General features: G+C 63.5%; 17 protein-coding genes. 13 read left to right on the forward strand and 4 right to left on the reverse strand.

The genetic code is table 11. The annotated features are described in order from the left end of the window. Positions 1 to 7 precede the first annotated feature (7 nt). From MESOP_RS18925 to MESOP_RS18940, 4 genes are read right to left on the reverse strand one after another with little or no spacing between them, the layout of a single operon-like run. A complete protein-coding gene (locus MESOP_RS18925; RefSeq protein ID WP_013894948.1) occupies positions 8 to 595 on the reverse strand; it encodes a sarcosine oxidase subunit gamma in 588 nt (195 codons plus the stop codon). Beyond that, positions 588 to 3,611, reverse strand: a complete 3,024-nt coding sequence (locus MESOP_RS18930) for a sarcosine oxidase subunit alpha (protein ID WP_013894949.1) — start codon at positions 3,609 to 3,611, stop codon at positions 588 to 590. The genes MESOP_RS18925 and MESOP_RS18930 overlap by 8 nt, the downstream gene beginning before the upstream one ends. Then, on the reverse strand, positions 3,608 to 3,904 hold the full coding sequence (locus tag MESOP_RS18935) for a sarcosine oxidase subunit delta (RefSeq protein WP_013894950.1): 297 nt from the start codon (positions 3,902 to 3,904) through the stop codon (positions 3,608 to 3,610). Before MESOP_RS18935 ends, MESOP_RS18930 begins: the two co-directional genes overlap by 4 nt. A gap of 25 nt (positions 3,905 to 3,929) precedes the next feature. Further along, entirely contained in the window at positions 3,930 to 5,189 is a 1,260-nt protein-coding gene (locus MESOP_RS18940; RefSeq protein WP_013894951.1) for a sarcosine oxidase subunit beta, read from the reverse strand. A 198-nt stretch (positions 5,190 to 5,387) separates the two neighbouring features. Here MESOP_RS18940 and MESOP_RS18945 point away from each other — a divergent pair, with 198 nt between their 5' ends. From MESOP_RS18945 to MESOP_RS19005, 13 genes are all read left to right on the forward strand, one after another. Then, positions 5,388 to 7,877, forward strand: a complete 2,490-nt coding sequence (locus MESOP_RS18945; protein ID WP_013894952.1) for a mechanosensitive ion channel family protein — start codon at positions 5,388 to 5,390, stop codon at positions 7,875 to 7,877. Between the two features lie 145 nt (positions 7,878 to 8,022). Beyond that, entirely contained in the window at positions 8,023 to 8,286 is a 264-nt protein-coding gene (locus tag MESOP_RS18950) for a hypothetical protein (protein ID WP_013894953.1), read from the forward strand. Between the two features lie 227 nt (positions 8,287 to 8,513). Continuing rightward, positions 8,514 to 9,947 (forward strand): UbiA family prenyltransferase, encoded by a 1,434-nt coding sequence (locus tag MESOP_RS18955; RefSeq protein ID WP_013894954.1) that lies wholly within the window; start codon positions 8,514 to 8,516, stop codon positions 9,945 to 9,947. 2 nt (positions 9,948 to 9,949) lie between these two features. Continuing rightward, on the forward strand, positions 9,950 to 11,299 hold the full coding sequence (locus MESOP_RS18960; RefSeq protein ID WP_013894955.1) for an FAD-binding oxidoreductase: 1,350 nt from the start codon (positions 9,950 to 9,952) through the stop codon (positions 11,297 to 11,299). 88 nt (positions 11,300 to 11,387) lie between these two features. Further along, positions 11,388 to 11,855 (forward strand): EamA family transporter, encoded by a 468-nt coding sequence (locus MESOP_RS18965; protein ID WP_083833268.1) that lies wholly within the window; start codon positions 11,388 to 11,390, stop codon positions 11,853 to 11,855. Next, entirely contained in the window at positions 11,852 to 12,859 is a 1,008-nt protein-coding gene (locus MESOP_RS18970) for an NAD-dependent epimerase/dehydratase family protein (protein WP_013894957.1), read from the forward strand. Before MESOP_RS18965 ends, MESOP_RS18970 begins: the two co-directional genes overlap by 4 nt. 96 nt (positions 12,860 to 12,955) lie before the next feature. Continuing rightward, on the forward strand, positions 12,956 to 14,386 hold the full coding sequence (locus tag MESOP_RS18975) for an aspartate aminotransferase family protein (protein WP_174324800.1): 1,431 nt from the start codon (positions 12,956 to 12,958) through the stop codon (positions 14,384 to 14,386). A 22-nt stretch (positions 14,387 to 14,408) separates the two neighbouring features. Further along, positions 14,409 to 15,641: a DUF2029 domain-containing protein gene (locus tag MESOP_RS18980; protein WP_013894959.1), complete on the forward strand. Its 1,233-nt coding sequence runs from the start codon at positions 14,409 to 14,411 to the stop codon at positions 15,639 to 15,641. Then, positions 15,638 to 16,396 (forward strand): FkbM family methyltransferase, encoded by a 759-nt coding sequence (locus tag MESOP_RS18985; protein WP_013894960.1) that lies wholly within the window; start codon positions 15,638 to 15,640, stop codon positions 16,394 to 16,396. Before MESOP_RS18980 ends, MESOP_RS18985 begins: the two co-directional genes overlap by 4 nt. 148 nt (positions 16,397 to 16,544) lie before the next feature. After that, positions 16,545 to 19,106 (forward strand): GcvT family protein, encoded by a 2,562-nt coding sequence (locus tag MESOP_RS18990; RefSeq protein WP_013894961.1) that lies wholly within the window; start codon positions 16,545 to 16,547, stop codon positions 19,104 to 19,106. A 91-nt stretch (positions 19,107 to 19,197) separates the two neighbouring features. Further along, positions 19,198 to 20,046, forward strand: coding sequence for a DUF1194 domain-containing protein (locus MESOP_RS18995; protein WP_013894962.1), 849 nt, complete (start codon positions 19,198 to 19,200; stop codon positions 20,044 to 20,046). Between the two features lie 93 nt (positions 20,047 to 20,139). Continuing rightward, positions 20,140 to 20,478, forward strand: coding sequence for a peptidase inhibitor family I36 protein (locus tag MESOP_RS19000; RefSeq protein WP_013894963.1), 339 nt, complete (start codon positions 20,140 to 20,142; stop codon positions 20,476 to 20,478). A gap of 162 nt (positions 20,479 to 20,640) precedes the next feature. Continuing rightward, positions 20,641 to 21,591, forward strand: a complete 951-nt coding sequence (locus MESOP_RS19005; protein WP_013894964.1) for an ABC transporter substrate-binding protein — start codon at positions 20,641 to 20,643, stop codon at positions 21,589 to 21,591. Positions 21,592 to 21,678 lie beyond the last annotated feature (87 nt).

Here is a 21,678-nt window from a genome sequence, read left to right on the forward strand (position 1 = left end):
AATTGCTCTACTGCACCTCGTAGCCTACTTCCTCGCTGGCGTGGCAGAGCGCCTTCCAGAACGAGCGGGCGAACGAGCGAAAGACATAGATGTCGAACTCGTCGGCGCCGGTGCGCTGGATCTGGGCGAAGACATCGTGATGTGCGGTCGAGCGGCCGGCGCCTATGGGAAAGGCCGGCAGCGCGAAGTCGATGGCGAAGAATTTCGCCAGCACCCATTCGGCTTTCGGCCCGGCGATGCGGATGGCGGTGCGGCCATGCGACAGGTCCGTCACCGTGCCGATGACCGGTGTCACCGCCTTGGCGAAGGCGTCGGCCAGCCCTTCGGCTTCGTCGGCCACGGTGAACTTTCCCGGCGCGAAGCCGAACACCGACTTCACGCCGTCGCTCAAGCCGCCGCCGGCACCGTCAGGCAGTGCAAGGCCGGTGACCGTGCGGATGGCAGCGATCAGCTTCTTCTCCTCGCCTGGCCATGCGGCGAGCTGCACGATCGAGCCCGGCCTTGTCTCGGTCAGGAGGATCTCGACGCCGTGCTCGAAATTGCCATGCGAGCCGGTGTGAAACTCCGGCTCAAGGGGGGATTGGCGCTCAACCATGCATGCGGGTCCCTTCCGGATCGTAGAAATGGTTGGAGACGATCTCGACCGGTCCGAAGCGATTGCGCAGCGGATCGGAGACATGGGCACGCGTGCCGTGCCTTGCCTTGCCGCCCTTGACCAGCGCCAGCGCGATATGCTTGCCGAGCGCCGGCGAGTAGCAGCAGGCGGTGATGTGGCCGATCGAGCCGTGCGGATTGGCCTCGTCAACCTCCTCGACGATGTGCGCACCGCCATTGAGCGGCCGATTGTCCAGCGCGATCAAGCCGACCAGTTCCAGCCGGTCGGCCGCGATCAGGCCTTCGCGGTCCATCATCGCCGAGCCGATGAACGGCTTCTTCTTCGACAGCATCCAGTCGAGATGCAGATCGCGTGCCGTGGTGCGGCCGTCGATCTCGGCGCCGGTGACATGGCCCTTTTCGATGCGCATTGTGCCCAGCGCCTCGAGCCCGTAGGTGACCAGCCCGAACGGCTTGCCAGCCTCGATCAGCGCTTCCCAGACATGCGTGCCATGGCCGGCGCCGGAATAGACCTCGAAGGCCATTTCGCCGGAGAAGGACAGCCGGCAGATCATCACCGGGACGCCGGCGACCTCGCCACGCACGATGCCCATGAAGGGCAGCGTCGCATTGTCGACAGCGGTGCCGGTGACGCAAGCGGCAAGGATCTGCCTGGCCTTCGGCCCTCCGATCGCGGCGCCGGCCCATTCATCGGTCACCGAGGTGACGTGCACTTTCAGCTCCGGCCAGACCATGTCGAGGAAATATTCCAGATGCTGCATCACCTTGCCGGCATTGGCCGTGGTGGTGGTCATCAGGAAATCCTGCTCGCCAAGCCGCCAGGTGGTGCCGTCGTCGAAGGCAAAGCCGTCCTCGCGCAGCATCAGCCCGTAGCGGGCCTTGCCGACGGCGAGCGTCGAAAACATGTTGGTGTAGACACGGTCGAGGAATGCGGCGGCATCCGGGCCCTGCACTGCGATCTTGCCCAGCGTCGAGACATCGACGATGCCGGCGCTTTCGCGCGTCGCCTTGGCCTCGCGCACATAGGCCTGCTCGACCGTCTCGCCGGCATGGCCGTAGATCATCGGCCGGTACCAGAGACCGGCGGAATACATGGTCGCGCCGTTGGCGAGGTGCCAGTCATGCATCGGCGTCAGCCGTTCAGGCTTCAGGTCGCCGAAACGCTCGGCCGCCAGCGAGCCGATCGACACCGGCGCGAAGGGCGGCCGGAAGCGTGTCGTGCCGACCTCCGGGATCGGCTTGCCCAGCGCCTCGGCCATGATGGCGAGCCCGGGGACGTTGGAGCTCTTGCCCTGGTCGGTCGCCATGCCAAGCGTGGTGTAGCGCTTGAGGTGCTCGACCGAGACAAAGCCTTCGCGATGCGCCAGCCGCACATCCTCCGCGGTCACGTCGTGCTGGAAGTCGACAAAACTCTTGCCCTTGGCCCTGATCTCGAAAACAGGCGCCGGATCGGGATCGCCAGGTGCGGCCTCAACAGTGGGCAACGGCGGCGGCGTGGCTGTTCCACCGGCCGCCGTGAGCCCGGCAGCGCGGCCTTCGGCGATGGCTTCGGCCGTCGAAAAACTGCCGGTAAAGGCGCCGGCACCGATCCATTGTTGTGTTGGCCATTGTTGTGCCGGCCCCTTCTGTGTGGGCTTCGGCGGCAGGAAGGCCTGCCGGGCTGCGTTCCATTCCGCCCTGGCGCCGGCTTGGCTGGCGAGATGGATGGTCGGCGACCAGCCGCCCGACATCAGCAGGCAGTCGGCGTGGATCGAGCGCGCATCGTCGCTCAGCGTGCCCGTGATCATGTCGAAACGTTGAACCTTGATGCCCGAGAGCGCCTTGCCGCCTTCGGTGGCGACGACGGCATGGCCCGTTAACAGTTCGGCCTCGGCTTCCGCGGCGAGCTTGCGCATCTCGGCCGAAAGCTCGGGCCTGACGTCGGCGATGGCGATGATGGCGGCGCCCGCTTTCTTCAAGGCGACCGCCGCGCGATAGGCGCTGTCATTGTTGGTGAACAGGGCGACCCGTTCGCCCGGCAGAACGCCGAACTCATTGGCATAGCGCTCGGCCGCATGCGCCAGCATGACGCCCGGCCTGTCATTGCCCGGGAAGACAAGCGGCCGTTCGAAGGAACCCGTGGCCAGCACGACGGACCTGGCGCGGATCGCCCAATAGCGATGGCGCGGCTCGCCCTTGGCGGGCTGCTCCTTGTGGTCGCTGACCCGTTCGAGTGCGGCAAGCGTGTTGTTATCGTAATAGCCCCAGACCGTGGTGCGCGGCAGAAGCCGGACATTGTCGCGGCCTGCGAGCTGGGCGACGGTGCGGCGCGCCCAATCGGCGGCGGGCGCGCCATCGACGGTTTCGTCGGACCAGTTGGCCGAACCGCCGAAACGTGGTTCGAGATCGGCCAGCATGACACGGGCGCCCTGATCGGCGGCTGCCTTGGCGGCCATCAGGCCGGCAGGGCCGGAGCCGACCACCAGCACATCGCAAAAGGCGTTCATGCGTTCGTAGCGGGCCGGGTCCTTCGCTGATCCGGCGCTGCCGAGGCCGGCGGCACGGCGGATGAAGTGCTCGCAGAACATCCAGAAGCGCGTGCCCTTGAGGGGGCCGACCACCGGTCCCATGAAGGTCTTGTAGTAGAAGCCGGCCGACAGGATCTTGCCGCCGAGCTGGTTGACGGCGTTGATGTCCCAGGCAAGCGAGGGGAAGCGGTTCTGGCTGACGGCGACCAGGCCGTCATGGATCTCGACCATGGTGGCCGGGATGTTGGGCTCGCGCACCTCGCCCTTCAGCACCGTCACCAGCGCATTGGGCTCCTCGACACCGGCGGTCAGTAGGCCGCGCGGGCGGTGATACTTGAACGAACGCCCGAAAAGAGTGACGCCCTTGGCCAGCAGTGCGGAAGCCAGCGTATCGCCGGCATGGCCGGTATAGGCAACGCCGTCGAAGGTGAAACGGATGGTCTTCAGCCGGTCGATGCGGCCGCCAGTGTCGGTGCGGCGCGGGCTCATGCCTTGTCCTCCGCCTTGTGGCGGGCGGCCGAGCCGTGGTCGCCGCGCACGAAGGCGACACTCGAAATCTCATGCGTCAGCGTGTTGCGCACGACGCGCAGATGCGCACGGCAACCGCCGGAATGCTGCCAGATCTCATTGTGGTCGCCGGCCGGGTTCAGCCGGTCGTAGACATAGGCGTTCCACGCCTCGAAATTCTGCGAGGCGGGATCGGGGCGCTCGCGGTTGCCATCACCCTGGTAGGTGAACTCGATGACGTCGCGCGGGCCGCAATAGGGGCAGGTGATCAGCATTCAATTCTACCTAATGCAGCCTTGCTCAATGAAGCCTGGGGTTCGCGCCCTGGCCCTTGTCGTCGATGACGAGGCCACGATGGAAACGGTCGAGCGTGAACGGCGCGTTGAAGTCGTGCGGCTCATCCTTGGCGATGGTCCAGGCAAAGGTCCAGCCAGAGGCCGGCGTCGCCTTGAAGCCGCCATAGCACCAGCCGCAGTTGAGATACATGCCGGGCAGCGGGCCGATGGTGATGATCGGCGAGCCGTCCATCGACATGTCGCAGACGCCGCCCCAGGAGCGCAGCATGCGCACGCGCGCAAGGCCCGGGAACAGCGCCAGCATCTCGCTCATCACCTCGTCGACGATGGGCAGGTTGCCACGCTGGGCGTAGCTGTTGTAGCCGTCGATGTCGCCGCCATAGACAAGGCCGCCCTTGTCGGACTGCGACATGTAGAAATGCCCCATGCCGAAGGTCACGACGGTGTCGATAAAGGGTTTTAGCGATTCCGTGACGAAGGCCTGCAGCACATGGCTTTCGATCGGCATCGTCTCGACGCCGGCCAGTTGCATGACCCGGCCCGTGCTGCCGGCCACCGCGACCGCCACCTTCTTGGCGCGGATGTCGCCGCGCGAGGTGGCGACGCCGATGATGCGGTCTCCATCGCGCAGGAAGCCGGTGACCTCGCAATTCTCAATGATGTCGACACCGCGCCGGTCGGCGCCGCGCGCGTAGCCCCAGGCGACGGCATCGTGGCGGGCGGTGCCGGCGCGCCGTTGCATCAGGCCGCCAACCACGGGGAAGCGCGCATCGCCGGAGATGTCGAGCGCCGGGATCAGGCGCTTGATCTCGGCCGGCGTCATCAGCTCCGCATCGACGCCGAGATGGCGCATGGCGTTACCGCGCCTTGCGTAGTCGTCGAACTGGGCCGGCGTGTGCGCCAGGTTCAGGCAGCCGCGCTGCGAGAACATGACGTTGTAGTTGAGTTCGTGCGAGAGGTTCTCCCACAGCTTCATCGAATGTTCGTAGAAACGGGTGTTGGCCGGCAGCAGATAGTTCGAGCGCACGGCAGTCGTGTTGCGGCCGACATTGCCGGAGCCGAGCCAGCCCTTTTCCAGCACCGCGACATTGGTGATGCCGTGCTCCTTGGCAAGGTAGTAGGCGGTTGCCAGCCCATGGCCGCCGCCGCCGATGATGATGACATCATAGGACGCCTTCGGGTCCGGCTTGCGCCAGGCCGGTTTCCAGTCCTTGTTTCCCTTGAGCGCGTTCGCGAGCAGCGAAAGGGCCGAGTACTCTGCCATGTGCAAGTTGTCCGGTTCGGGCGATGCGGCAGACTATAGAGCAGGCCGCACGTGCAAAGCCAATATTGCGCCATGGCCTTTCGACTGGCCGACGCCTTTGTCAACGCCCCGACGCGACGGCTTGCCCCATGATATGGCCGTCTTTATCAAGGACAGGCTTTCAAATTGCCTTTGCCGTCCATGAGTCGCCCACAAACCATGCTTTTCCGATTGCTTCGCCTCATTATGGTCTTCACGCTGGTCGTTTCGGCGCCGCCTTCGTTTGAGGCGATGGCGCAGGGCGTCGGCCAGGCGCCCGCCGGATTGGTCGCCGACCAGCAGAAGATCATCCAGGGTCTGACCACCAAGGCCGACAATTTCGAAAAGCAGACCCAGCAGGATGGCGAGGACGATAGCAGCCTAGTCGATATCCGCCTGCAGCTGGAGGAATTGTCACGGCAATCGCTTAACAGCGCGCTGGCCTTCCGCACACGTCTTGGCGAGATCAACGCCCGTCTGGAGCAGCTTGGCCCGGCACCGGCCGCCGGGCAGCCGGAAGAGCCCGATATCGTCAGTGCCGAACGCCAGGCGCTGACATCCGAAAAGGCCGAGATCAACGCTGTCATCTCGCAGGCCCAGGCCCTGTCTATCCGCATCAGCGGGCTGATCGACAAGATCGGCAACATGCGCAGCGAGCTGTTCCGCAATCTTTTGACCAAGCGCTACGTGCTGTCGGACGCGCTGAGCCCGCAGGTGTTTTCCGACGCCCGCGACGAGTTCGGCAATTTCTACAAGGCGGTGTCGTCCTGGCTGAGCTTTGCCTTCAAGTTCAAGTTCCAGGCGATCCTGGCGGCAACCTTCGTGGCGCTCGGCCTGGCGCTGGTGCTGCTGGTCGGCGGCAGGCGTCTTTTCGGGCGGGTGTTCGAAGCCGACCCCACCAATGAGGACCCATCCTATCTCAGTCGCTTGTCGGTGGCCTTCTGGTCGACCTTGCTGCCGACGCTGGCGGTCGCCGCCTTTCTTGGATCGACAATTTTCTTTTTCAATTATTACAATGTGTTGCGCGGCGACATTGGGCTCTTCCTCAACGCGCTGGCGACCGTCATCGGCGTGGTGTTCTGCGTCAACCGCCTGACCAACGCGGCGCTGGAGCCGCGGCTGCCGAACTGGCGCCTGATCCCGGTCGAAACCGGGCCGGCGCGCTGGCTGGTGCGCTTGGCCACCGCCATGGCCGTGGTCATCAGCGTCAACACCTTCCTGTCGGTGATCAACGACAAGATGGGCTCGCCGCTGTCGCTGACCATCGCCCGCAGTTTTGTCGCCACCATTGTCGTCGGCATCATCCTGATCCTGATGGCGATGCTGCGGCCGTTCAAGGCGCGCGACGGAAGCTGGCGGCCGTGGCCGGCATGGCTGCGTTACCTGTCGCTGGGCCTTGGCCTGTTCACCATCATAGCCGCCTTGCTCGGCTATATTGGCCTTGCGCTGTTCGTCTCACTGCAGGTGGTGGTCACCGGCACAGCCTTGATCACCGCCTATATCGGTTTCCTGTCGGCGCAGGCGATCGGCGAGGAAGGCGCTTTCGCCAACACCTTCGTCGGCCGCTGGCTGTCGGCCAATTCCAGCTACGACGACACCGCGCTCGACCAGCTCGGTCTCGTTGTCAGCATCGCCATCAACCTGTTGATCGTGCTGGTGTTCCTGCCGCTGATCCTGTTGATGTGGGGGTTCCAGCCCGGCGACATCCAGGCCTGGGCCTACAAGCTCGCGACAGGGATCAACATCGGCTCGGTGACGATTTCGGTCACCGGCATCCTTTCGGGCATCGTCGTCTTCGTCATCGGCTATTTCCTGACGCGCTGGTTCCAGGGCTGGCTCGACGGCTCGGTCATGGCGCGCGGCAAGGTCGATACCGGGGTGCGCAACTCGATCCGGCTGGCGGTCGGCTATGCCGGCGTCGCGCTGGCGGCGCTGGTCGGTATCTCCGCCGCCGGCATCGATCTCTCAAGCCTGGCGCTGGTCGCGGGTGCGCTTTCCCTCGGTATCGGCTTTGGCCTGCAGAATGTGGTGTCCAATTTCGTCTCCGGCCTGATCCTGCTGGCCGAGCGGCCGTTCAAGGTCGGCGACTGGATCGTCGCCGGCGATGTCAGCGGCACCGTCAAGAAGATCAGCGTGCGCGCCACCGAGATCGAGACCTTCCAGCGGCAGTCGGTGATCCTGCCCAATTCCAACCTGATCAACAACGCCGTCGGCAACTGGACGCACCGCAACAAGCTCGGCCGTGTCGAGGTCAAGGTCGGTGTCGCCTATGGCAGCGACGTCAAGCAGGTGCATGCCGTCCTGCTGGAAATCGCGCGCAGCCATCCGCTGGTGCTCAAGAATCCCGAGCCCTTCGTGCTGTTTTCCAACTTCGGTGCCGCCGCGCTGGAGTTCGAAATCCGGGTGTTCCTGGCCGATATCATGAACGGCAGCGCCGTGCAGAACGACATTCGTTTCGCCGTGCTGGAAAAATTCAACGGCGAGCATATCGAAATCCCCTCGACACCGCGTGCGGTCGTCGAGGCCCACAAGCCCAAGGCCTGGCCGACCGACGACGACAAGATCGAGGCCGACTTCGCCGAGCAGGAACAGGCCAAGGTGGAGGCCGCGGCCGAGGCGAAAAAGCTCGCCAAATCAGGACGCAAGCTGCGCAAGCCGGATCCCGATTAGACCGGAAGCCGGCGAAGCCGAAGCCAATTGCGGCATGAATGCGGCATTCAGTTGCGGTTCAGCTTCCATCTCATATAAGCTCCCATGCAAAGGCGAAAATGCCTTGCGTAATGCAACAGAGGCGGTGGGAACACCGATATTGCAAATGTGGAAGTCTCTCGTCGCTGCCGTCGCCCTGTTCGCCGTGAGCGGCTGGGCCCATGCCGCAAGCGCGGTCAACAAGGACGCCGAGACCCGCACGCTGATCGTGACGGAAGGCGGCAGCAAGACCGACCTTGCGCTGGCCGGCGGTGAAACCGTCGAATTCTGCCAGAATGGCTGCTTCGTCACCTTGCCCAATGGCGACCTCGAAGCGCTGACGGGTTCGGAAACCGTCGAGATCTCCGGCGGCGTCGCCCGCATCAAGTAATCCTGGCGGCGTGATTGGAGAGGCCGGGCATTTGTCCGGCCTTTTATCGTTTCCGGTAGCGGTTGCTTAACAATGACGCCGGAAATACCACCGCGACAGCCGCCCACAACCGTGCGTTTTAACGTTCGCTACGCCATACCCCGCTATACCAGCCCCAAGACGCCGGAACACGGCGCTCAACGAGATTCCGGTTTCCCGGATCAAATGGCGGCAGGGGCAGGACGTACATGGATGCGCGGTCGGACAGGAACGCAATACCGCTTGCGGTCGATCTCGACGGCACGCTGATCGCAACCGACCTGTTGTGGGAAGGACTATTCATCCTTCTTAAGAAGAACCCGCTCTATATCTTCCTCGTGCCGTTCTGGGCGGCTGGCGGACCGGCGCGGCTGAAGCAGGCGATCGCGCAGCGCATCGACATCGATCCCGCGTCGCTGCCTTATCGCGAGCTATTGCTCAACCGTCTTCGCGCCGAACATGCCGAGGGCCGCAAGATCGTGCTGGCGACCGGCACGCCGCGCAAATTCGCCGACGCCATATCGGCTCATCTCGGCATTTTCGACCGGGTGCTGGCCACCGACGGTTTCGACAATCTCACCGCGGGCAGGAAGCGCGCCTCGCTGATAGCAGCCTATGGCGACGGCGGTTTCGACTATGCCGGCAACAGCCGCCATGACCTCCAGGTCTTCGACGCTGCCCGCAATGCGATTGTCGTCGCACCCGACCGCCATGCCGCGCGCTGGCAGGCGGCGCGTGGCGCCGAAACGATGCCGGCGCCGAAGCCGACATTGCGGACCGTCGTCAAGATGCTGCGCGTGCACCAGTGGCTGAAGAACTCGCTGATCGCCGTACCGATGGTGCTCTCGCACGAATATTTCAATTCCAACATGATCTGGGAATGCCTGCTGGCGTTCGTGTCGTTCAGCGCCGTGGCGTCGGCGATCTACATCCTCAACGATTTCTTCGATCTGGCGCTCGACCGCAAGCACGTCACCAAACGCAACAGGCCGTTCGCCAGCGGCGCGCTGTCGATCCCCTTCGGCCTTGGGGCTATCGCGGTGCTGCTGGCGATCGGCATCGGCACCGGGCTCTTTCTGTCGCTCGAATTCCTGGCCGTGCTTGGCGGCTACATGGTGGTCACGACGGCCTATTCGCTGTCGTTCAAACGCATGCTGCTTGTCGACGTGCTGACGCTTGCCGGCCTCTACACGATCCGCGTGCTCGCCGGCGCGGCCGCGACCGGCGTCGACGTCTCGTTCTGGCTGCTCGCGTTCTCGATCTTCTTCTTCCTATCGCTGGCGCTGGTGAAGCGTTTTGTCGAATTGCGCACCACCGCCATTCCGCCCGGCGAGCGCATCGCAGGACGGGGTTATCGCACCGAGGACCAGGAGATCATCGCCCAGGCCGGCATGGCTTCGGCCTTCTCCTCTGCTCTCGTGCTGGCGCTCTACATGGACAGTGTCGCGGTGCGCGAACTCTATCCGCACCCATGGCTGATCTGGCCGCTGCCGCCGATCGTGCTCTACCTCACCATGCGGGTCTGGATCCTGGCGCGCCGCGACGAAATGCATGACGATCCGGTCGTCTTCATCATCCGCGACTGGCGCAGCCAGATCGTGGTGCTGATCGGCGCGGTGCTGCTGGTCGTCGGGGGCTGGTAGGCATGGCTGAACGCTTCCGCAGCTTTGGCCTTGCCACGCCGCCGGCGCCAAGGGCGATCCAGGCCGACGATGCTATCGCGTTGCTGAAGGCTGGTCAGGCCGGGGAAGCCTCGTTGCTTGCCTATGGCAATGGCCGTTCCTATGGCGATTCCTGCCAGAACCAGGCCGGCGCGGTGGTCGACATGCGATCCCTGAACCGCATTCGCGGCTTCGATGCCATGACCGGTGTGCTCGAAGCGGATGCCGGCGTGTTGTTGTCCGACGTTATCGCACACGCAGCACCCCACGGCTTCTTTCCGGCGGTGGTTCCGGGAACGCAATTCGTCACGCTTGGCGGCGCCATCGCCAATGACGTGCATGGCAAGAACCATCATGGGCGCGGCACGTTCGGCTGCCATGTTGAGAGTTTCACGCTGCTGCGGTCCGATGGAAAGACCTATCGCTGCTCGGCCACCGACAATCCGCGCCTGTTTGCGGCGACCCTCGGCGGCATGGGGCTGACCGGCCTGATCCTGTCGGCCTCGATCCGGCTGATGCGGGTTCCTTCGCTCGACATCGTCGAGAAGGCAACGCCATTTCGCGACCTCGGCGAATTCTTCGATATCGCCGAGGCGGCGGACCAGGCCAATGAATATGCCGTGGCCTGGATCGATCAGCTCGCGGGCGGTCGCCACAGCGGGCGCGGCCTTTTGTTTACAGGCAACCACGCCGAGCATGGCTCGCATACGGCCGCGCGGGCCGGCGGCAATCTGTCGGTGCCGTTCCAGCCGCCCTTCAACGTGCTCAACCGCCCGTTCCTGACCGTTTTCAACGCCGCCTACCGGTGGAAGAAGGGTCGGACGACAGTGCCGCGCCAGAGCGGTTACCAGGGTTTCTTCTTCCCCCTCGACGGCGTGCGCGACTGGAACCGGCTCTATGGCCCCAATGGACTGTTCCAGCACCAGAGCGTGGTGCCGGAGGAGGCTGCGCGCATCGTCGTGCCGGAACTGCTCGCCGCCGCCAGGCGGGCCGGGCAGGGATCTTTCCTGACCGTACTGAAGCGCTTCGGCGCGGTCCGCTCGCCGGCACTGCTGTCGTTTCCGCGGCCGGGCTATACGCTGACGCTGGATTTCCCCAACAGGGGGGCGGCGACGTTTGCCCTGCTCGGCGAGCTCGACCGCATCACCGTCGCGGCCGGAGGGGCGGTCAATCCTTACAAGGATGCGCGCATGGCGGCTGCGACCTTCGCCGCCTCCTTCCCGGACTGGCCGCGCCTGGACGCGCTGCGCGACCCTGTCTTCATGTCTGACTTCTGGGCGCGCACGGCTGGGAGCATCGACCTGCGGCGGCGTGGCGCCGAGGCTGCCGAATAGCTAAAATTGAAATGATTCATGGTTATCGAGTGCTTAACGACAAGATTTACTCAAAACATGCTTGTGAGTTCACGAAATCTTTTGGGGTTTGTATTACTCCACGTCACGGGGCGGGCGCGCTGACATGAAATATATCGTCTTCATTCTATTTACGGTCATGACCAATGCCGCTGCGCAGCTCATGCTGAAGCAGGGCATGATGTCGCTTGGGCCGATCTCGTTCGAGGGTGCCAACCCGCTGGTCAAGCTGCTGCAGATCGTCTTCAGCCCATGGGTGTTCCTGGGGCTCTGCACCTTCGTGATTTCCATGGCCTCGCATCTTTATGTGCTGTCCAAGGTCGAGCTTTCCTTTGCTTATCCCTTCCTCAGCCTCGCCTATGTCGCCGTCGCCATCTTCGCCTATTTCGTCTTCCGCGAGGACCTCAACGGCTGGCGCATCGCCGGCATCGCCTTCATCTGCGTCGGCACTGTGCTGATCGCGCAAAGTGGTCGCGGGCACGAAGAGGAAACGGCTTCCCTTTCGTCCGACAGGATTCACAGCGAGACCGTTCGATGAGACATGTTATCTTTGGTGGTGACGGATTCGTTGGCCGCCACCTTGCGCCCAAGCTTGTGGCCGATGGCGAAGAGGTTGTCGTTGCCGACATCGTCAAAAGCGACCTTGCGCATTACCGCAACGTCCGCTTCGTCACGTGCGACGTCACCGATCCGGCGTCGGTCGCTGCTGTCGGGCTCAAGGCCGGCGACATGGTCTACAATCTGTCGGCCAAGATGCTGTCGCCGATCCAGGTGCGCGCCAAGCGGCACGATTTCTTCTTTCCGGTGAATTTCAACGGCACCGAACACATCATGCAGGCCATGGACAGAGCCGGCGCGCCCAAGCTCGTCCACTACACGACCGACATGATCTACGGCCACACGGTCACCCAGCCGATGACCGAGGACCATCCGGTCGCGCCGCTCGGCGAATATGGCTGGTCGAAGCAGAAGACCGAGGAACTGGCAGCCGTTTGGCGCATGCGCGGCATGTCGATCTCGCTGTTTCGCCCCCGCCTGATCATCGGGCCTGGCCGGCTCGGCATCCTGGAAAAACTGTTCAAGCTGATCGACTGGAATTTTCCGGTGCCGATGATCGGCTCGGGCAGGAACCCCTATCAGTTCATTTCAGTTTTCGATTGCGCGGAAGCTGCCCGCGCGGCCTGGAAAGCCGGCGTGCCGAACGAGGCCTATAATCTCGGCTCGCTCAATCCGCCGCCGGTCAAGAAGCTGCTTGGCGACCTGATCAGGCATGCAGGCTCCAAATCGATCCTGATCCCGACGCCGGGGTGGGCGGTCAAGCGCACGCTCGATCTGCTCGATCTCATGAATATGCCGATCATGGATCCGGAGCAGTATCTGATCGCGGACGAGGAGTGCGTGCTCGACGTGTCCAAGGCCGAGCGGCAACTCGGTTGGGTGCCGCAATATCGCGACGAAGACATGCTGATCGCCGCCTACAGCGAGTACCGCGCCAAGAAGGCCGGGCATGCCGTCGCCACCAACCATGTGCCCGCCGAATAGCCGAACAGTTTTATGGCGCACGACAATGGTCGTCAGCGCGGACAGGAGATTGAAATGACCGTCATGGCCAAGCCCGAACAGACGAACACGCGTACCATGGTCAACGCGCCGGCGCTGTCGCCCGCCACCATCGCCAAGCCCGACCTGATCAGCGTCGAGCAGGCCAAGGCGATGGACGTCGCGGCAATGACCGACCTGTTCAAGGCGCATCTCAATCCCGGCCAACTGCATTTCATGAAGCTGCTCGGCTTCCACAAGATCAAGATCGAGCGCGCCGAGGGCATGTTCTACATCGACCAGAACGGCCGCAAGATTCTCGATTTCTTCGGCGGCTTCGGGTCGCTGGCCTTCGGCCACAACCATCCGCGCATCCTGGAGGCGCGCAAAAAATTCCAGGAGGAGAAGCGCCAGGAAATCGCCATCGCCTTCATGTCGCAGTATGCGGCGGCATTGGCGCACAACCTCGCCAAATGCTCGCCCGGCGATCTCGACATGGTGTTCCTGGGCTCGTCCGGCTCGGAGGCCATGGAAGCGGCGGTGAAACTCGCCGAGCGCGCCGCCGGCCCCAAGAGGCCGAAGATCGTCTATGCCGAGAATTCCTTCCACGGCAAGACCAAGGGCGTGCTCGGCATCACCGACGGGCAGCTCTACCGCGCCGACTTCAAGATGGCGGACAATACGGTACGCATTCCCTTTGCCGACATCGATGCGGTCGAGCGCCTGTTCCGCTCCGATCCGGAGGTCGGCGTCATCGTGCTCGAAACCATCCAGGGTGGCGGCGGCATCATTCAGGCACCTGCCGAGTACTGGCAGAAGCTGCGCGCGCTGTGCGACCAGTACGGCGTGCTGTGGGTTGCCGACGAAGTGCAGTGCGGCTATGGCCGCTCGGGCCGGTTCTACGCCTTCGAGCATTACGGCGTGGTGCCCGACGTGACGGCACTGGCCAAGTCGCTCGGTGGCGGCAAGGCCGCGGTCGGCGCCATGATCGCGCGCCGCGAGGTTTACATGAAGGCCTACGGCACGCCGAAGACGGCAATGATCCATGCCATGGCCACCTTCGGCGGCATGGGTGAAGCCTGCGTCACCTCGATCGAGGGCCTCAACGTGCTCTATGACGAGGGGCTGATCGATAACGCCGCCATCACCGGCGATTATTTGCTCACGCGCCTGCAAGCGCTCAAGGACAAATATCCCAAGATCATCAAGGATGTGCGTGGCAAGGGCTTCATGGTCGGGCTTGAGTTCCACGACTTCTCCCAGACCCTGCCGATGGTGCTGCGCCCGATCGTCAGCGTGCTCGACGACAAGCTGAAGGGCTCGCTGTCCGGTTTCGTTGGGGCGCTGTTGCTGCGCGACTACGACGTGCTCGTCGCCTTCACCGAATACAACCGTAACGTCATCCGGCTCGAGCCGCCGCTGATCTGCCAGCGCGAGCATGTCGACCGCTTCGTCGATGCCTTCGACAGCCTGTTGTCGCGTGGCATCGCCGGAATCGTGAAGGATTTCGTCAAAAGCCAAGTCCGTTAAAACGAAGCGCGCTGAGTAGACCATGCTGACCAAGTCGCCCGCTCCGCAAAACCAGCTCGACCGGCTCACCGAGGCCGGCCTGGCGTGGGGCGAGGGGACCTATGCAAGGCTCGCAGCCCCGATCGGCGCGGCGGCCTTCGCGCTCTACATCCTTTTGACCGCGTTCACGGCATGGGTGATGCCCGACGCCAATTGGGACATGCTGCCCTATCTCGCAATATCGGAGGAAGGCACCTATCCCGATGCGCAGGCGTTGCATGACTATGCCTATAGCACCGTCAAATCCGGCGTATCGGCCGGCGACTACAAGACGCTGACCGACGATGGCGGCGGCTTCCGCAGCCACATGACGGAGAATGCCGCCGACTTCCATTCGCTGCTCGGCATGTACCGGATCAAGTTCCTCTATGCCGAGATCCTGTCGACGCTGAGCTCGGTGATGTCGCCGGTCGAGGCGATGCGCCTGGTGCAAGTGTTCTCGGTGCTGCTGTTCGGCGCGATCACGCTGCTCTGGCTGCGTTCGCAAAACGCGTTGGCCCTGGCGCCGGTGGTCGGCGCGGTGCTGATCATGGCCGATTTCGGCGATGCGGCGCGTGCCTCGACGCCGGACCTGCTGACGTCGGCGCTGCTGCTCGGTGGGCTCTACGCCTACATCAGGGGCCGCGAGGCGGCGACGGCGGTCCTGCTCTTTCTCGCCTTCATTGTGCGGCCGGACAATATTGTTTTCCTTGCTGTTTTCGCGGTGCTGCTGGTCGTCTTCCGGCAGAAGGCATGGGGCGCGCTGGCCGGCTTCGCCGCGTCTTTCGTTGCCTATTTCGCCATTTCGCACTGGGCCCATCATCCCGGCTGGTGGCCGCATCTTTGGTTCTCCAGCATCGAACAGCACTATAATATGGACGGGTTCGAGCCGGCCTTCTCGGTCATCGCCTATCTCAGGGCGTTCGCCGCGTCGCTGCTGCGCGCCGTCAATTTGAACAGCTGGGTCGGCGTTTCGGTGCTGGCGCTGGCGGGCTGGTATGCGGCGAGCCGTGCCGGCTTCCAACTCGACCGCCGTGCCGGCATCCTGTTCGCCGCACTGGTGCTTGGCGCGCTGGCGAAGTTCACCGTCTTCCCGATCCACGACACGCGGATCTATTTCCCGCATCTGATCCCGCCATTCCTGCTGCTGGCAACGCCGTTCATGGCACTGTGGGCAGCTATTGCCCGCAGCCAGCATCGCGAGGCGCTGCAAATCGTTCCCGGAGACAAGCCATGAGTTCGCTATCCAGCCTGGTACGCATCGCGCTGTCGCTCGGTCTTCCGGCAGGTCTGCTCGATCGCGGACCGTCGCTGCGCGGCACGAAATTCCTCGCCAAGGCGGCGCTGAAAGCACGCTTCGGCGGGGCAGGACGGCCGTTCCAGATGGTCAATGTCGGCGCCTGCGACGGCGCGCTGTTCGATGACGTGACGCCTTGGCTGCACAGGATTGCCGGCGCGCGCGCCATGCTGGTCGAGCCGATCCCGTACAATCAGAAGCGGCTGCGCGCCAACTATCCCGACACGGGCCGCTTCATCATCGAGCCCGTGGCTGTCACAAAAGCCAAGGGCACGATCACCGTTCACACTTTCGATGCCGCGGCGCTCGAAGCCGGCACGCTGCCGATCGAGTTCATCGGCTGCTCGTCGGTCACCGACACCAATCTGATGTCGGGCAAGAATGCCTGGGGCGAGGCCGACGCCAACTTCAACAAGTTCGCACCGCACCTTCGGGATATCGAGGTGCCGTCGGAAACGCTGCAGACGCTGCTCGATCGCAACGGCATCAGCCATATCGACGCCTTCCTCGTCGATTGCGAAGGCGCCGACTGGGTCGTCTTCGAACAGCTCGATCTCAAGCGCTATCGTCCGGGCATGATCAAGGTCGAGGTCGGCGCACTGCCGGCCTCGGAGATCGGCCAGGTCGTGGTCAAGCTGAAGACGGCGGGCTACCAGGTCGGGTTCCAGGCCGAGGATGTCTGGGCCTTCGCCTGAGGATCACGATTCTCCAGATCATGTAGGGGTCGCGCCGCACCAGCGGCGTGTCGCAAACAGGCGGTAGCGTGGTCGCTGTCGCCTGCATATTGTGCGCCGATCAAACGGGCGCCGACGCTGCCCGCAAACGCTTTTGGAGTCGCGGGCAATGGCAGAGTTTCCGAAAAAGGCGAAGGTCGTCATCATAGGCCTCGGCGGCATCGTCGGCGCGTCGATCGCCCATCATCTGATCGAGCGTGGATGGGACGACATCGTCGGCATCGACAAGTCGGGCATCCCGACCGATATCGGTTCCACCGCGCATGCCTCCGACTTCTGCTACACGACCAGCCACGACTTCCTGTCCTGCTGGACGACGCTTTATTCCATCGATTTCTACGAGAAGATGGGCCACTATGCGCGCATCGGCGGCCTTGAAGTCGCGCGCGTCGGCGACGACGGCCGCATGGGCGAGATCAAGCGCAAGATCGCTTCTGCGAAGGCTTTTGGCACACGTGCACGCCTGATCGAACCGGCCGAGATCAAGGAAAAATTCCCGCTGATCGAAGAAGGGATGGTGCAGGGCGGGCTCTGGGATCCCGATGCGGGCCTGGTGATCCCGCGTTCGCAGACTGTCGCCGGCAAGCTGGTCGACCAGGCGGAAGCTTCGGGCAAGCTCAAATCCTTCGCCAACACGCCGGCCAGGTCGCTCGTCGTCAAGGACGGCCGGATCAGCGCCGTGGTGACCGATCGCGGCACCATCGAAGCCGATTATGTCATCGTCTGCGCCGGTATCTGGGGCCGTCTGATCGCGGAAATGGTCGGCGAGGATCTGCCGGTCATGCCAATCGACCATCCGCTGACCTTCTTCGGTCCCTATAATGAGTTCGCCGGCACCGGCAAGGAGATCGGCTGGCCGCTGCTGCGCGACCAGGGCAACTCGGCCTACATGCGCGACACCGGCGATCCCAAGACCGCCGAGGGCGGCCAGATCGAGTGGGGCTATTACGAAGAAAACAATCCGCGCCTCTGCCATCCGCGCGACCTGCTTGAGAAGGACCAGGCCCGGCTATCGCCATCGCAGCGCGACCTCGACATGGAGCAGATCCTGGCACCGCTCGAGCGCGCCATGGAACTGACGCCGATCCTGGGCGAACTCGGCTACAATGAAAGCCATTCCTTCAACGGCCTCTTGCAGGTGACGGCCGATGGCGGACCGTCGATGGGCGAAAGCCAGAAGGTGAGGGGGCTCTGGTATGCGGTCGCCATCTGGGTCAAGGACGGCCCCGGCATGGGCAAGCTGATCGCCGATTGGATGACGGACGGCCGCACGGAAATCGACCACCACGCCATCGACTATGCGCGCTTCTATCCGCACCAGACGAAGGAACAGTTCATCTGGGACCGCTGCACCGAAACGGCGATGAAGGTTTACAATCCCGCGGTGCATCCGCGCGAGCCGTTTTCCAAGGCCCGCAACATCAGGCGTTCGCCGTTCTGGGAGCGCGAGAAGGAGCTCGGCGGCTACTTCATGGAACTGGGCGGATGGGAGCGTGCTCACGGCTATGCCGCCAACGAGCATCTGCTGGAGAAATACGGCAACCGCGTGCCGGTGCGCGAGAACGAATGGGACAATCGCCATTTCTGGCGTGTCTCCAACGCCGAACATCTGGCGATGAGCGAGGATTGCGGCATCGTCAACCTGTCGCATTTCTCGATGTATGACATCGAGGGACCCGACCACGTCGCGTTGCTGGAGTGGCTTTGCGCGGCCAAGATCGGCGGTGACAACAATATCGGCAAGGGCATCTACACCCACTTCCTCGATGAGGAAGGCATGGTGCGCGCCGACTTCACCGTCATCCGCATGGCGGACCGCTGTCGTTTGATCGACGGCGCGGACGCCGGCCCGCGCGACTTCCAGTACATGCGCCGCACAGCGCAGGACAAAGGTTTTGATGTCACCATCACCGACGTGACGGAGAAATTCGTCACCATCGGCATCTGGGGTCCGAATGCCCGTGCCACCCTGCAGAAAGTGGTCGAGAACCCCGAGGGTCTTTCGCTCGAGAATTTTCCGTTCGCGGCGATCAAGCCGGTCAGGATCGGCGGCAAGGACGTCACCGCCTTCCGCATCTCCTATGTCGGCGAGCAGGGCTGGGAACTGCACATGCGCTACGAGGACGGTCTCGCCGTCTGGGATGCGCTGCGCTCGACCGGCGTGATGCCGTTCGGCGTCGAGACCTATGCCAACACGCGCCGCATGGAAAAGAGCCTGCGACTGCAGAACGCCGACCTCTTGACCGAGTACAATCTGCTCGAAGCCGATCTCGCGCGTCCGAAGGTCAAGGAGAATGATTTCTGCGGCAGGGCCAAGCATCTGGAATACCGCGCCCGCGAGCACCAGCCGGCCATGCTGTGCACGCTGGTGATGACCGAGAACACCGATTCCAAGGGCGTCGCCCGCTATCCCCTCGGCATCATGCCGGTGATGGACCCCGAGACGGGCGAAACGCTGGTCGACGATCTCGGCCGCCGGTCCTTCACTTCCTCGGTCGCCTACGGCCCGACCATCGGCAAGAACATCGCGCTCGCCTATCTGCCCTGGGCATATGCCCAGGAAGGCCGCAAGCTGGCTGTCGAATATTTCGGCGAGACATACCCAGTCGAAGTCGCGGCTGTCGGTTACAAGCCGCTCTATGATCCGGAGAATCTGAAGCCGCGCAGCTGATTGCCGGGCAGAACGGAGCGATTGCAAAAGCCTGGCCTTCGAGCCGGGCTTTTGTCTTTTTAACCGAGCGGTTTTCGCTTACCCTTGCGGCATGTCTGCTTTCCCGTGTGCAAGACATCTGCTTTCCGGCTGCGCCGCGCTGGCACTGACGCTCTGGCTGACGCCGGGATCGCGCGCGGACGAGCCGGTCGATGTCGAGCTGGTGCTGGCGGTCGATGTCTCGCTGTCGATGTCGGCGGACGAGCTCGAAATCCAGCGCCATGGCTACGCAGCGGCGCTGACACATGACAATGTATTGCAGGCGATCGCCAATGGCTCCTATGGCAAGATCGCCGTCACCTATGTCGAATGGGCCGGCACCAGCTGGCAGCGTGTCATCGTGCCTTGGACGGTCATCGCCAACCGTGACGATGCCGAGCGGGTGGTCGCACAAATGTCGGCGCATCCGCCCGACAGCGCGCGGCGCACCTCGATATCCGGCGCGCTGGAGTTCGGCAGCGACCTTTTCGCCGAAAGCGGCTACCAGGGGACCAAGCGGGTCATCGACATTTCCGGCGACGGGCCCAACAACCAGGGCGCGCCGGTCAACCTCACCCGTGACAGGGTGGTCAGGCAAGGCATCGTCATCAACGGCCTGCCGCTGATGACCCGCGGCGGCTTTTCCGGCGCCTACGACGTCAACGATCTCGACCGCTACTACAGCGACTGCGTCATCGGCGGCCCGGGAGCCTTCATGATCCCGGTCAACGACTGGACGCAATTTCCCGAAGCCATCCGCCGCAAACTGGTGCTGGAGCTTGCCGGCCCGGCGTCACCGCAATGGGCGGCCGAGAAGGCGGATCGTCCGCCAGTCGTGCTGGCGCAGGAAAAGCCCGCCAGCGATTGCCAGATCGGCGAGAAAATGTGGCGCAACCGGAGCTGGATGCCGGACAGCCGCTAGAGACCCAGGCGCAGGTGGGAGGAGGCATTGGCAAACTGATCGGCCCGCGCTATCCAGCCGGTGGGGGCCACGGTCGAACCGAGGAAACATCAGATGAAGCGCCTTGCCGTCCTGACAGCTGTCGCGTCCGTGCTTTTTGCAGATGGCGCCAGCGCCCAATACAACGACCAGCCGGCCTGCGTCATGTTCGAGCACGCGAATTTTCGCGGGCGGTCGATCGAAATGGCGCCCGACGATTCGGTGAGCTTTCGCGGTGGTCAGTTCTGGAACGATCGTGTTTCTTCGGTGTTCGTCAGCCGCGGCTGCACGCTCGTGGCCTATGAGGATACGCGGATGGGCGGCCGTTCGATAGAGATCGGCCGCAGAGCCCGCTATCTCGGAGGCAACTGGAACGATCGCATCTCGTCCGCCGAGTGCGTCTGCGACGGTTAAAATATCCTGGATTCAGGCAGCAGGTAGCCATTGGGTCATTTGGCTGCCGGGCCGGCTGCGTGTCTCAGGCCAACCCGACACGCGCTTCACCATGCTGTTGATTGACAAGGTCGCCGGTGTCTGTGAACTATTTCCCCCAAGAGAAACAAAAGGGGAACCGACATGAACAGAATCGCCATTTTCGCCGCAACATTGACACTTGCCGCCGGCCTGTCCGCGCCGGTGATGGCCGCCACGTCGGTCACCATCGGCATCAGCGGCTGGACCGGCTTCGCGCCGCTGACGCTTGCCAAGCAGGCAGGCCTCTTCGAGAAACACGGCCTCGACGTGACCTTGAAGAAGGTGCCGCAGGCCAGCCGTCCGCTCGCCATCGCCAGCGGCGACCTGCAATGCGCCGCCACCACGGTCGAGACCTGGCTGGTGTGGAACGCCAGCGGGGTGACCACCAAGCAGATCTTCCAGCTCGACAAATCCTACGGCGCCGACGGCATCGTCGTGCGCAACGACATCAAGACCGTCGCCGATCTCAAGGGCAAGAATGTCGCGTCCTCGGCGCCGGGCACGTCACCCTATTTCATGCTCGCCTGGGTCCTGAACAAGAACGGCATGTCGACCAAGGATGTCACCGTCGTCAACCTTGAGCCGGACGCGGCGGCGCAAGCCTTCCTTGCCGGCCAGAACGATGCCGCGGTCACCTATGAGCCGTTCATCTCGGCGGTGCGCGACAAGGCCGACCAAGGCCATATCCTGGCGACCACGCTCGACTATCCGATGGTCCTCGACACGGTCGGCTGCACGCCGGAATTCCTCAAGGCCAACCCGGATGCCGCCAAGGCGCTCGCCGACAGCTATTTCGAGGCGCTCGACCTGATCAAGAAGGATCCGCAGAGATCCTACGAGATCATGGGCGCCGATGTGAAACAGTCTGCCAAGGAATTCGAGGATTCGGCGAAGTACCTGAAATGGGCCGACAAGGCCGAAAACAAGCAGTTCTTCACCAAGGAATTCCAGGATTTTTCCAAGACCGCCGGCGATCTGCTGCTGCAGATGGGGCTGATCAAGGAAGCGCCCGACGTCGGGACGTTGGCCGACACCAGCGCGGTGGCGAACTGACGAACAGCCTTTGCCCATGAAGCGACGGCGCCTGGCGCCGCCGCTTTCCCACGGACAAATTTGAGCATGGGGACGAAATGACGATGC

This window comes from Mesorhizobium opportunistum WSM2075 (genome assembly GCF_000176035.2).
Taxonomy (GTDB): Bacteria; Pseudomonadota; Alphaproteobacteria; order Rhizobiales; family Rhizobiaceae; genus Mesorhizobium; species Mesorhizobium opportunistum.

Coding starts and splice junctions, on each gene's coding strand:
- MESOP_RS18955 (WP_013894954.1), top strand. CDS start 8,514: ATGGATGCGCGGTCGGACAGGAACGCAATACCGCTTGCGGTCGATCTC.
- MESOP_RS18990 (WP_013894961.1), top strand. CDS start 16,545: ATGGCAGAGTTTCCGAAAAAGGCGAAGGTCGTCATCATAGGCCTCGGC.
- MESOP_RS18985 (WP_013894960.1), top strand. CDS start 15,638: ATGAGTTCGCTATCCAGCCTGGTACGCATCGCGCTGTCGCTCGGTCTT.
- MESOP_RS18940 (WP_013894951.1), bottom strand. CDS start 5,189: ATGGCAGAGTACTCGGCCCTTTCGCTGCTCGCGAACGCGCTCAAGGGA.
- MESOP_RS18960 (WP_013894955.1), top strand. CDS start 9,950: ATGGCTGAACGCTTCCGCAGCTTTGGCCTTGCCACGCCGCCGGCGCCA.
- MESOP_RS18995 (WP_013894962.1), top strand. CDS start 19,198: ATGTCTGCTTTCCCGTGTGCAAGACATCTGCTTTCCGGCTGCGCCGCG.
- MESOP_RS18925 (WP_013894948.1), bottom strand. CDS start 595: ATGGTTGAGCGCCAATCCCCCCTTGAGCCGGAGTTTCACACCGGCTCG.
- MESOP_RS18975 (WP_174324800.1), top strand. CDS start 12,956: ATGGTCAACGCGCCGGCGCTGTCGCCCGCCACCATCGCCAAGCCCGAC.
- MESOP_RS19005 (WP_013894964.1), top strand. CDS start 20,641: ATGAACAGAATCGCCATTTTCGCCGCAACATTGACACTTGCCGCCGGC.
- MESOP_RS18950 (WP_013894953.1), top strand. CDS start 8,023: ATGTGGAAGTCTCTCGTCGCTGCCGTCGCCCTGTTCGCCGTGAGCGGC.
- MESOP_RS18935 (WP_013894950.1), bottom strand. CDS start 3,904: ATGCTGATCACCTGCCCCTATTGCGGCCCGCGCGACGTCATCGAGTTC.
- MESOP_RS18980 (WP_013894959.1), top strand. CDS start 14,409: ATGCTGACCAAGTCGCCCGCTCCGCAAAACCAGCTCGACCGGCTCACC.
- MESOP_RS19000 (WP_013894963.1), top strand. CDS start 20,140: ATGAAGCGCCTTGCCGTCCTGACAGCTGTCGCGTCCGTGCTTTTTGCA.
- MESOP_RS18970 (WP_013894957.1), top strand. CDS start 11,852: ATGAGACATGTTATCTTTGGTGGTGACGGATTCGTTGGCCGCCACCTT.
- MESOP_RS18930 (WP_013894949.1), bottom strand. CDS start 3,611: ATGAGCCCGCGCCGCACCGACACTGGCGGCCGCATCGACCGGCTGAAG.
- MESOP_RS18945 (WP_013894952.1), top strand. CDS start 5,388: ATGCTTTTCCGATTGCTTCGCCTCATTATGGTCTTCACGCTGGTCGTT.